Below are 11,480 nucleotides of genomic sequence, written 5' to 3'. Positions count from 1 at the left end.
CCGCCGTATACGGAACCGTACGTACGGTGGTGTGAGAGGTCGGAGGCTAATAGCCTCCTCCTACTCGATTTATTTGAGTCATGTCTTTTAAATCACTCCCTTTATTCACCCATTATCAAGTTTATACATATGCTATCGTGAATCAATTCAGATACTGTTACTCCCTCCAACGTATACAAAACTGACGACATGTGGGGGTGAAGGCTACTTTAGGAAAGGGGCAGGGACGCTGATGTTAACGGGTAAAGTAATAGTCGTCATCGGGGGTGACGCAAGACAGCTTGAGATTATTCGCAAATTATCAACGCTTGATGCAAAGCTTTCATTAGTTGGTTTTGATCAATTAGATGATGGTTATATAGGGGCATCCAAGCAATCGATTGATGATGTGAAGTGGAATAAAGTCGATGCGATCTTGCTTCCGGTAAGCGGAATGAACAATGAAGGGGAAATAGAAACCATTTTCTCGAATGAAAAAGTAACATTAACACCCGAGATGTTCAGTCAAACACCTCAGCATTGCACCATTTTTTCAGGGATCACAAATGACACCCTTAATCAATACGTAAAAAAAGCGAAACGAAGACTTGTTAAATTAATGGATAGAGATGATATAGCTATTTATAACTCGATTCCCACTGCAGAAGGAACCATTATGATGGCGATACAACATACGGATATTACAATCCATAGTGCGTGTGTAGCTGTTATAGGATTAGGTCGAGTAGGAATGTCTGTAGCGAGAACATTTGATGCCCTAGGTGCAGATGTTAAAGTTGGGGCAAACGAATCACATCAACTAGCAAGAATCACAGAAATGGGACTAACGCCTTTTCATACCGATCACTTAAAAGAAGAATTAGCAGATGTAGATATATGTATTAACACCGTTCCTGAATTAATCATTACTGCAAAGGTTCTCGCTGAGATGCCGCTGCACGCTCTTATTATTGACCTAGCCTCAAAGCCAGGCGGCACGGACTTTAGGTATGCTGAAAAGAGAGGGATGAAAGCACTGCTTGCACCAGGTCTCCCAGGAATTGTCGCCCCTAAAACAGCTGGGAAAATATTAGCTAATGTACTTTCAGATCTCTTACAGGGAGATTAGAAAACAGAAGAAAGTTCACCTATTTAAGAAAACAGCCCGAAGCTTATTGAAATTGTTGAGGAGGGTTCATATGTCTTTAAAAGGAAAGCATATAGGATTTGGATTAACAGGATCTCACTGTACGTATGATGCTGTACTGCCAGAAATGCAAAAGCTGGTAGACCTAGGGGCAAAAGTAACACCTTTTGTCACATATACAGTCGAATCTACTGATACAAAATTTGGGGAAAGTGCAGACTGGTTAACAAAAATTAAAGAAATCACTTCAGAACCAATTGTTAATTCAATTGTAAAGGCGGAACCATTTGGTCCGAAAACTCCGCTTGATTGTATGGTTGTCGCGCCTATTACGGGTAATTCAACGAGTAAGTTTGCTAATGCATTAACAGATTCCCCTGTATTAATGGGGGCTAAAGCAACTCTTAGAAATGGAAGCCCTGTTGTTCTTGGCATATCAACAAATGATGCCCTCGGACTTAATGGTGTAAATATCATGCGTTTAATGGCAACGAAAAATATTTACTTTATTCCATTCGGGCAGGACGATCCTGTTAAAAAACCTAACTCGCTTGTTGCTAGAATGGAAGCATTAGTGGATACAGTGGAGTCTGCCTTAGCTGGCGTACAGTATCAGCCTGTGCTGGTAGAAAAATTCAAAGATTAAGGGTTAGACGAAGTTGCACAAATGAATGATTTCCCTTAAAGTTTAATAGAGGAAATTGACGAAAAGTTGAATTTATTGTGCTATAATCAGTTCAATCGCGTCAAGATAACGTAATCTATTAAACTTATGAACGCAGGAAGGGGAACTACACAAATGACAACATCAAACTATCATGTAGCTGTTGTAGGAGCAACAGGTGCGGTCGGACAACAAATGCTAAAAACCTTAGAGGAGCGCAATTTTCCAATTGGAAAATTAACTTTACTTTCATCCAAGCGTTCAGCTGGTAAAGAAATCACTTTTAAAGGTGAAACATATATCGTACAAGAGGCTACTCCGGAATCTTTTGAAGGAGTTCACGTTGCTCTATTTAGTGCTGGAGGGTCTGTATCAAAAGCACTCGCACCAGAAGCCGTAAAGCGTGGTGCTATTGTTGTTGACAATACAAGTGCATTTAGAATGGATGCCGATGTTCCGCTTGTTGTGCCTGAAGTAAATGAAGAAGATCTTCGTAATCACAACGGAATTATTGCCAACCCTAACTGCTCTACCATTCAAATGGTTGTAGCGCTTGAGCCTATCCGTAAACAATATGGATTAACAAAAGTGGTTGTGTCTACTTATCAAGCGGTATCTGGGGCAGGGCTTGAAGCTATTGAAGAAATGAAGAGCCAAACACAATCTATTTTAAATGAGGAAGAATTCACTCCTGAAATTCTTCCAGTAGGCGGAGATAAAAAGCATTATCAAATTGCGTTTAATGCTGTTCCGCAAATTGATTTATTCCAAGAGAACGGATATACATTTGAAGAAATGAAAATGATTAATGAAACGAAGAAAATTATGCACATGGAATCACTTGAGGTCGCGGCTACTTGTGTACGCCTGCCAATTGAAACAGGACACTCAGAATCTGTTTACATTGAGACAGAAAAAAGCGGCGCAACGGTAGAAGAGTTAAAAGGATTATTACAAACAGCTCCAGGTGTTACCCTTCAAGATGATCCAGCAAATCAAGTTTATCCGATGGCTGCTGATTGTGTCGGCAAAGAAGATGTATTTGTCGGCCGCATTCGTCGCGATCTTGATCGTGATAATGGTTACCACATGTGGGTTGTTTCAGATAACCTTATTAAAGGTGCTGCATGGAATTCAGTTCAAATTGCTGAGAGCTTAGTAAAATTACAACTGTTATCGTAGAAGAGTAGGTGGCTTATGAAGATTATCGTTCAAAAATTTGGAGGAACCTCTGTTAGAGATGAAGAGGTTCGAAAAAAAGCAGCGCAGCATGTGTTGAAATCTGTTCAGGAAGGCTACAAAGTGATTGTTGTAGTATCTGCTATGGGACGAAAAGGTGAACCTTATGCAACAGATACTCTTCTTGGGCTGGTTGATTCTAACCATATATCAAAACGGGAACAGGACCTTCTGGTTTCATGCGGGGAAGTCATTTCATCTGTCGTATTCACAGAGCTGATCAATGAGCTTGGAGCTAACGCAATGGCCTTAACAGGTGCCCAGGCTGGCTTTAGAACAAATGATGATTTTACAAGTGCTAAAATCCTTGAAATGCGTTCGGATCACCTTAAGAAGCTTTTTGAAACGAAGGATGTAGTGGTTGTTGCTGGATTCCAGGGTCAATCTAAAACAGGGGAAATTACGACACTAGGGCGTGGTGGAAGTGATACGTCTGCCACTGCTCTTGGAGCTGCAGTAGGAGCTGAATGGGTCGATATTTTCACAGACGTTGAAGGGGTCATGACAGCAGATCCGAGGATTGTTTCAGATGCAAGAGCGCTTGATACGATGACTTACAATGAAATTTGTAATATGGCGTATCAAGGTGCTAAAGTGATTCATCCGCGAGCAGTGGAAATTGCCATGCAGGCTAAAATCCCTATTCATATCCGTTCTACCCATTCACAAAGCCGCGGTACGCTTGTTACATCTATGCTTTCTGATAAGGCAGCACAGGATGTTCAAGACAGAACAATAACGGGGATTGCTCATCTTTCAAATATCACTCAAATTAAAGTGCTGGCTAAAGATGGGCAGTTTGATCTTCAAGAGAAAGTATTTAAGGCTATGGCCAATGAGAAGATCAGTGTTGATTTTATTAATATTAATCCAAGAGGGGTCGTCTACACAGTGTCTGATGAAGTAGCTGACCGTGCTCTGTTAATTTTGAAAGAAATGGGATATGAGCCTGAAGTTCAAAGGCATTGTGCAAAAGTTTCTGCGGTAGGTGCAGGAATGAGCGGTGTGCCTGGGGTAACGGCTAAAATTGTTGGAGCCTTGTCGCGTGAAAACATTCAAATACTGCAATCTGCCGACTCTCATACAACGATCTGGATACTCGTTAAAGAAGAAGATATGAAAAAAGCGGTTAATGCACTACATTACATGTTCCATCTAGAAGAAGCAGGGAATAAGCAACTGTAATGGGTCAGCTAGAATTGCTCTTGTAAGGAGTTGGGCATTATGGATTTTGGCCATGTTTGGACGGCTATGGTCACTCCGTTTGATTCGTTAGGCAATGTTGATATTGATAAAACACGAAAGCTGATAGATTATTTGCTTGACCGTGGGACAGATGCGTTGGTGATTGCTGGTACTACAGGCGAATCTCCTACGCTTACAGAAGAAGAAAAAATTTCGTTGTTTCAATTAGCTGTGAAACACGTAAATAAAAGAGCCGCTGTTATTGCTGGAACTGGCAGCAACAATACGGCTCAAACAATTAAATTAACTAAAGAAGCAGCTGAGGCCGGCGTGGATGGTGTTATGCTTGTAACACCATACTATAATAAGCCTTCACAGCAAGGATTGTATGATCATTTTCATGCGGCGGCCGCATCTACAAAACTGCCTGTTATGCTCTATAATGTGCCAGGGAGAACCTCTGTCAATTTAGAAGCTGAAACAGTAATTAAGCTATCAGAAATAGAGAATATTACAGCAGTAAAAGAAGCGAGTGGCGACTTGGAGCAAATGGCCGCTATTATCGAAGGAACGGCTGAGGACTTCTTTGTTTACAGCGGCGATGATTCACTTACGATTCCTGCATTAGCCATTGGCGCTGACGGGATCGTCTCGGTTGTATCTCACGTTGCCGGTAAACAAATGCAGCAAATGATTCAATCGTTTATAGCTGGGGATGTAGTAAAAGCAGGTGGTATTCACCGAAAACTTTTACCTGTAATGAAAGCCATGTTTCATGCGCCAAATCCAACTTGTGTAAAATATGCATTACAAGTATGCGGATTGGATACAGGCGGCGTGAGACTTCCTTTGGTTCCTCTAACAACGCAAGAGCAGCAGGTAGTAAAAACAACGATTGAAGAGTCTAACCTTTAAGGTTAGGCTTTTTTTATTACATGATTTTGGTAGTAAAGGAAGTTCAGTCTTGTGTTTCATTTCATGAATAAGGTATACTAATTTCAAGTGATTCGTACGGGTTGTTAAGAGCAAAAGATTAGTTGTATGCTTTTTTCTGTATTCGGAACCAATTATGTTAAAAGGTTAAAGTGGCTCACAGCACAGAGCTTGAGTAAATTTCAACCGTTAGTTAAAGTGAAATCATTATATTAATAGCGTATTAGAAAGAATTTATTTGCTTGTTTTATTGCAGATGAGATTCCTTTCTTAATGCATATATCGTTTAATTTATTGTTTAGGAGGAACGCCAAGTGTCAAAGCAACAGACAGAGAAAGTACGTGTTTTTGCCTTAGGTGGAGTCGGAGAAATCGGCAAAAATATGTACGGAATAGAAGTAGACGACGATATTATCGTCGTTGATGCAGGATTAATGTTTCCAGATGATGATATGTTGGGAGTAGACATTGTCATTCCTGATGTATCTTATTTGGTCGAACAAAAAGACCGTGTTAGAGGAATTATTTTAACTCATGGTCATGAGGATCATATCGGCGGCTTAAGTTATGTATTAAAGAAAATTAATGTTCCAGTTTACGGGACAAAACTTACCCTCGGATTAGTGGAAGAAAAGTTAAAAGAAGCGGGAATTCACCGTCAAACGACATTAAAATTAATTGATTCAAATTCAAGAATCAAGGTTGGTTCAACCAATGTCTCGTTTTTCCGAGTGAATCACAGTATTCCTGATTCGGTGGGGGTATGTGTTGAAACGTCGCAAGGAGCAGTCGTACATACGGGAGATTTTAAATTTGATCAAACTCCGGTAGATGGAAAACAAGCAGATATCGGTAAGATGGCTGCCATAGGATCTAAAGGAGTTCTCTGCTTGATGTCTGATAGTACGAATGCAGAGCGCCCTGGTACGACAAAATCTGAAACTGAAGTTGGACAAGGAATTGCAGAGGTATTTGAACATACAGATGGACGTATAATAGTGACCACCTTTGCTTCAAATGTTCACCGAATTCAGCAAGTTATTCATGCAGCTGTTAAAGCAAACCGCAAATTGGCTGTCGTCGGTAAAAGCATGGTTCGTGTGTTATCCATTGCTTCAAAATTAGGTTATTTAGAAATGCCAGATAACCTCCTTATTGAGATTGATGAAGTGAATAAATACAAAGATCATCAATTAGCAATATTAACAACAGGCAGTCAAGGCGAGCCTATGAGTGCGTTAACAAGAATGGCTAAAGGTGCTCACCGTCAAATAACGATTACAGAACATGATACCGTTATTATTGCTGCATCGGCTATCCCTGGTAATGAACAATCTGTTTCAGGTATTATCGATAAATTGCACCGTATTGGAGCAGATGTCGTGTATGGCCAAACAAAAGTGCATGCTTCAGGCCACGGTAGTCAAGAAGAGTTAAAGCTGATGCTCAACTTAATGAAACCTAAGTTCTTCGTTCCTGTTCATGGGGAATTCCGCATGCAGCATGCGCACCGTGCTCTAGCTGTTGAAGTTGGGGTTAAAGAAGAACATATCTATCTTGTTGATAAGGGAGAAGTCATTGAGTTTACAAAAGGCCAAGCTAGAAGGGGAGGCAAAGTACCTTCTGGAAATGTTTTAATCGATGGCTTAGGTGTAGGAGATGTAGGTAATATTGTATTACGCGATCGCCGCCTCTTATCAAAAGACGGTATTCTTGTAGTCGTTGTTACGTTAAATAAGAAAACCGGTGAGATTGTTTCAGGTCCAAACATTATTTCTCGCGGATTTGTGTATGTACGTGAATCAGAGAAACTTCTTGAAGATTCAAATGAGCTTGTAAGTAATATTTTAAAGAAATGTGTAACTGAGAACGTTAATGAATGGTCTTCACTTAAGAGTAATGTTCGTGAAGGGTTAAGCCGTTATTTGTTCGAACAAACGAAACGAAGACCAATGATTCTTCCAATTATTATGGAGGTATAATAGGTAAAGGCATGTCGCATAAGACATGCCTTTTTCTATGTATAAGAATGATTTTCCTTCATCACGCTCATACTACGACTACATAACAATGAAGGAGGAAAATTATCATGTCGGATTTTTATCAAGAAGATCAGCCGCAAGCACCGCAGCAGCCTCAAAAAGAACAAAAGGGGTCAGGCATCTTAGAGAAGATTCAAGAATTAGGACAAACAAATGTCCCTGATATGGATGCTTCAAATATCCATTGCATGACCATCATTGGACAAATAGAAGGCCATATGCAGCTGCCTCCTCAAAATAAAACAACAAAGTATGAACATATTATCCCTCAGCTTGTAGCAGTTGAGCAAAACCCTAAAATTGAAGGGCTATTATTAATATTAAATACGGTGGGCGGAGATGTTGAAGCAGGCTTAGCGATTTCTGAAATGGTTGCATCAATGTCTAAGCCGAGTGTCACCTTAGTACTTGGGGGAGGGCATTCCATCGGGGTACCAATTGCTGTTGCAGCAAATTATTCATTCATTGCGAAAACGGCAACGATGACCATTCATCCGGTCAGGCTGACAGGTCTTGTGATTGGTGTACCACAAACATTCGAATACCTTGATAAAATGCAGGAACGTGTCATTAGTTTTGTAACACAGCAGTCAGGGATCTCAGAAGAAAAGTTTAAAGAATTAATGTTATCTAAAGGAAACCTCACTCGTGATATTGGGACAAATGTAGTCGGCACCGATGCTGTTGAGTATGGGTTGATTGATGAAGTAGGTGGAATTGGCAGTGCACTTAAAAAATTAAATGAGTTAATCGATGCGAATAAACCGGTAAAAGAAAAAGGAGATATGGTGCAATGATTTTATACACCATGATGCCAAGAGAACAGATTTTCCCAGAAGAAGAACATAGTTATGCGACACAACAAGTGGTGAATTGTGCAGAAGGACAGCTGATTGTTGAACAAATTAATGCAAGCCAATATAAAGTGGTAAGACTTATAAGCGGAAATGCAATGAATTACTTGAATCCTAACTTATCTCCAGGGACGATCATTCAAGCAAAACCTCAATTTTATTGATGTAGCGCCAACCTTTATTATGCTATAATTAATTTAATCCAAGCATGGTCGAAGCAGCCAATTTTGGCTGCTTCTTCACTATGCTTATCACAGGTAACAATGCTAAAGAGGTGAGATAGATGGCAAGACGAAAAAAGAAAAAAAAGACCGAGTGGAAGTCACAGCTTACATACGAATTAATTGGACTCGGATTATTAGTCATTGCCGTCGTAACATTGGCAAGGTTAGGAACAGTTGGGGAAACATTTGTGAGACTGTTTCGTTTTTTCTTAGGACAATGGTTTGCAGTGCTTGCAGTTGGATTATTAGTGGTGGCCCTGTACATAATGATTAAAAGACAGCTGCCTTCTTTTTGGTCAAGAAGAATGGCTGGATTTTATGTGATGATTCTATCTTTAACTTTATTCAGCCACGTAGGTTTATTTCATCATTTAAATAACCGAGAAGGGTTTACAGACCAATCTGTCATTCGTAATACTTGGACGTTGTTTTGGATGGAGATGAGAGGAGAGGTGCCGCCAACTGATCTCGGAGGCGGGATGATAGGCTCTATTGCTTTTGCAATCAGTCATTTTTTATTTGCTGAGGCAGGTACATATTTTCTATGTTTTATCTTATTTATTATTGGAATTATTTTATTAACAGGCCGTTCATTATCTGAATTATTAAGTAAAGTGTTTAAAAAAGGCTACGTATTCATAGCAGATACGATTCTCTCTCTTGTAGATGAAGTTAAAAGCATGAAAGAAAAAACAAAACAAAAAGTATCAGATGAAAAACAAGCTTACGAAGAACGCAAAAAACAGCGTCAAAAACAAAAAGAAGAAGACTCTTTAGACGATATAATGATTGAGCCTGAAGAAGAAGTTGAACCTGAAATTGTTGACTTTACTCAAAAAGCTTATCAAGAAGAAAGGACGCAAAGACAACAATCGGATGATGAACAGGAGAAAAAGCCACCGGTAAAGCAGAAAGAGGAAAAAACAGAGGAAAAAGCAGAAGATCAGGACGAGGTGACGGTTCCGCTTGTCACAGCAGCTCAAGAAAATGAATCCTACAAGCTTCCAGCGCTTGATGTTTTAAAACTTCCGCATAAAACTGGGCAATATAATGAGAAAAGACAGCTGGCATCGAATGCAAGAAAGCTTGAGCAGACTCTTGAGAGTTTTGGTGTTAAGGCCAAAGTTTCAAAAGTTCACTTAGGTCCAGCTGTTACAAAATATGAAGTCCACCCAAGTGTTGGAGTCAAGGTAAGTAAAATTGTAAACCTAGCAGATGACTTAGCTCTTGCTTTAGCAGCAAAAGATATTCGGATGGAGGCACCTATTCCAGGTAAATCTGCGATTGGGATAGAGGTTCCTAATCAAGAAGTAGCCATTGTGACGTTAAGGGAAGTGCTCGATTCAGAGAAAGCAAAAAAGGATGAAAATGTACTAGCAGTCGGACTAGGTCGGGATATATCAGGAGAGCCAGTACTCGCGCCTTTAAATAAAATGCCCCACCTTCTTGTTGCTGGAGCGACAGGCAGCGGAAAGAGTGTGTGTATTAATGGTATTATTACTAGTATACTCATGAAAGCAAAACCTCACGAAGTAAAGCTGATGATGATTGATCCTAAAATGGTCGAGCTTAATATGTACAATGGAATTCCCCATCTTTTAACACCTGTTGTAACAGAGGCTAAAAAAGCTTCACAGGCGTTAAAAAAAGTGGTTGCTGAAATGGAAAGAAGGTATGACCTGTTTTCTCATACGGGAACGAGGAACATTGAAGGTTATAATGAATTGATCAATAAGCAAAATAAACTAGAGGATGCAAAGCAGCCGACACTGCCTTATATTGTTGTGATCGTAGACGAGCTGGCAGACTTAATGATGGTTGCTTCTGGTGATGTAGAAGATTCCATAGCAAGACTTGCGCAAATGGCGCGGGCAGCAGGTATTCATATGATTATTGCGACACAAAGACCATCAGTAGATGTTATTACCGGTGTGATCAAAGCGAACATTCCATCAAGAATAGCTTTTGGCGTTTCCTCGCAAACGGATTCAAGGACCATACTAGACTCAGGTGGAGCGGAGAAATTGTTAGGACGAGGCGACATGCTGTATCTGCCAATGGGAGCAACTAAACCCACACGGATTCAAGGAGCATTCTTATCGGATGGTGAAGTGGAAGAAGTCGTTGATTTTGTCATATCACAACAAAAAGCACAGTACCAAGAAGAGATGACACCAACAGATGCGCCAGAAGTGAAAGAAAAAGCAGAGGACGAGTTGTATGATGATGCGGTACAATTAGTAACAGAAATGGAGACCGCCTCAGTATCTATGCTTCAACGACGTTTTCGTATCGGATACACACGTGCAGCACGTTTAATTGATGAAATGGAAGTAAGGGGTATAGTCGGACCTTATGAAGGAAGCAAACCAAGAGAAGTTCTTGTTTCTAAAGTAGAAAATGAAGATATAGATGCTACATCATAAAGTGGAGAGAGAGAATAAGTTCTAAAGGAGTGGAGACTTTGATTAAAGCAGATCATCGTCCGTTGTATTTACAGGTTATTGATCGTATTAAAGATGATATTGAAAATAAAGTGTATGAGGAAGGAGAGAAGCTGCCTTCTGAATTTGAACTATCAAAGCAGCTAGGAGTCAGCCGCGCAACGCTCAGGGAGGCGCTTCGCCTTCTTGAAGAGGAAGGGGTCGTGATCAGACGTCACGGAGTCGGGACGTTTGTTCACACCAAACCACTTTTCTCAGCAGGGATAGAAGAGTTATATAGTGTGACAGATATGATCAAACAGGCAAATATGGAGCCTGGTACGATCTTTTTATCTTCTGCTGTAAGAGAGGCAGCGGATGAAGATCGACGCCGCTTTAATCAAGAAGAATTAACAGAAGTAATGGAAATTGAGCGTGTAAGAACAGCAGACCAAGTGCCTGTTGTATATTGTTTAGATAAAGTCCCAAATCAATTGCTTGAGAACCATTCTATTCATGAAACTAAGTCAATCTTTAATTATCTTGAAGAAATTGGTCACTCCATAAGTTATGCCGTGACCTACATCGAACCGATTGGTTTTCACGAGCGTGTCTCTGAGATCCTTCAATGTGATCCTGAATCTTCGCTCTTACTGCTTAAGCAAATTCATTATGATCAAAGTGAGCGGCCTCTGCTTTACTCACTAAATTACTTTAGAGCAGATAAATTTAAGTTCCACGTAGTAAGAAAGCGAGTCAAAGCATAAACTAGGCATGAATGGTAAAAAGG

At 40.2% G+C, this 11,480-nt stretch carries 10 protein-coding genes; all 10 read left to right on the top strand.

The genetic code is table 11. The features are described from left to right. The first annotated feature begins 232 nt into the window (after positions 1–232). Positions 233–1,108 (top strand): dipicolinic acid synthetase subunit A, encoded by an 876-nt coding sequence (gene dpaA, locus A33I_RS08985; protein ID WP_022628130.1) that lies wholly within the window; start codon positions 233–235, stop codon positions 1,106–1,108. Positions 1,109–1,178: 70 nt separating this feature from the next. Then, positions 1,179–1,772, top strand: coding sequence for a dipicolinate synthase subunit B (gene dpaB / locus A33I_RS08980; RefSeq protein WP_022628129.1), 594 nt, complete (start codon positions 1,179–1,181; stop codon positions 1,770–1,772). A gap of 153 nt (positions 1,773–1,925) precedes the next feature. Beyond that, a complete protein-coding gene (gene asd, locus A33I_RS08975; protein WP_022628128.1) occupies positions 1,926–2,972 on the top strand; it encodes an aspartate-semialdehyde dehydrogenase in 1,047 nt (348 codons plus the stop codon). 15 nt (positions 2,973–2,987) lie between these two features. Next, the gene (gene dapG, locus A33I_RS08970; RefSeq protein WP_022628127.1) at positions 2,988–4,214 is read left to right on the top strand and encodes an aspartate kinase; all 1,227 of its coding nucleotides are present in this window, start codon (positions 2,988–2,990) and stop codon (positions 4,212–4,214) included. A gap of 39 nt (positions 4,215–4,253) precedes the next feature. Continuing rightward, entirely contained in the window at positions 4,254–5,129 is an 876-nt protein-coding gene (gene dapA / locus A33I_RS08965; RefSeq protein ID WP_022628126.1) for a 4-hydroxy-tetrahydrodipicolinate synthase, read from the top strand. Positions 5,130–5,461: 332 nt separating this feature from the next. Then, positions 5,462–7,129: a ribonuclease J gene (locus tag A33I_RS08960; RefSeq protein WP_012959332.1), complete on the top strand. Its 1,668-nt coding sequence runs from the start codon at positions 5,462–5,464 to the stop codon at positions 7,127–7,129. 107 nt (positions 7,130–7,236) lie between these two features. Further along, positions 7,237–7,986 (top strand): ClpP family protease, encoded by a 750-nt coding sequence (locus A33I_RS08955; RefSeq protein ID WP_012959331.1) that lies wholly within the window; start codon positions 7,237–7,239, stop codon positions 7,984–7,986. Then, on the top strand, positions 7,983–8,207 hold the full coding sequence (locus A33I_RS08950; protein WP_012959330.1) for a YlzJ-like family protein: 225 nt from the start codon (positions 7,983–7,985) through the stop codon (positions 8,205–8,207). The genes A33I_RS08955 and A33I_RS08950 overlap by 4 nt, the downstream gene beginning before the upstream one ends. A 119-nt stretch (positions 8,208–8,326) precedes the next feature. Next, positions 8,327–10,693 carry an FtsK/SpoIIIE family DNA translocase gene (locus A33I_RS08945; RefSeq protein WP_022628125.1) on the top strand — a complete coding sequence of 789 codons (2,367 nt, stop codon included), beginning with the start codon at positions 8,327–8,329 and terminating at the stop codon, positions 10,691–10,693. Positions 10,694–10,731: 38 nt separating this feature from the next. After that, positions 10,732–11,457 (top strand): GntR family transcriptional regulator, encoded by a 726-nt coding sequence (locus tag A33I_RS08940; protein WP_022628124.1) that lies wholly within the window; start codon positions 10,732–10,734, stop codon positions 11,455–11,457. Positions 11,458–11,480 lie beyond the last annotated feature (23 nt).

Source organism: Alkalihalophilus marmarensis DSM 21297 (assembly GCF_000474275.2).
In the GTDB taxonomy this organism is placed as follows: domain Bacteria; phylum Bacillota; class Bacilli; order Bacillales; family Bacillaceae_D; genus Alkalihalophilus; species Alkalihalophilus marmarensis.
This window is presented reverse-complemented; position numbering and strand designations above follow the sequence as displayed.

Excerpts from the sequence above, each read along its gene's own strand:
- dpaA (WP_022628130.1), top strand. The coding sequence starts at position 233 with ATGTTAACGGGTAAAGTAATAGTCGTCATCGGGGGTGACGCAAGACAG.
- A33I_RS08955 (WP_012959331.1), top strand. The coding sequence starts at position 7,237 with ATGTCGGATTTTTATCAAGAAGATCAGCCGCAAGCACCGCAGCAGCCT.
- A33I_RS08945 (WP_022628125.1), top strand. The coding sequence starts at position 8,327 with ATGGCAAGACGAAAAAAGAAAAAAAAGACCGAGTGGAAGTCACAGCTT.
- dpaB (WP_022628129.1), top strand. The coding sequence starts at position 1,179 with ATGTCTTTAAAAGGAAAGCATATAGGATTTGGATTAACAGGATCTCAC.
- dapG (WP_022628127.1), top strand. The coding sequence starts at position 2,988 with ATGAAGATTATCGTTCAAAAATTTGGAGGAACCTCTGTTAGAGATGAA.
- asd (WP_022628128.1), top strand. The coding sequence starts at position 1,926 with ATGACAACATCAAACTATCATGTAGCTGTTGTAGGAGCAACAGGTGCG.
- A33I_RS08950 (WP_012959330.1), top strand. The coding sequence starts at position 7,983 with ATGATTTTATACACCATGATGCCAAGAGAACAGATTTTCCCAGAAGAA.
- dapA (WP_022628126.1), top strand. The coding sequence starts at position 4,254 with ATGGATTTTGGCCATGTTTGGACGGCTATGGTCACTCCGTTTGATTCG.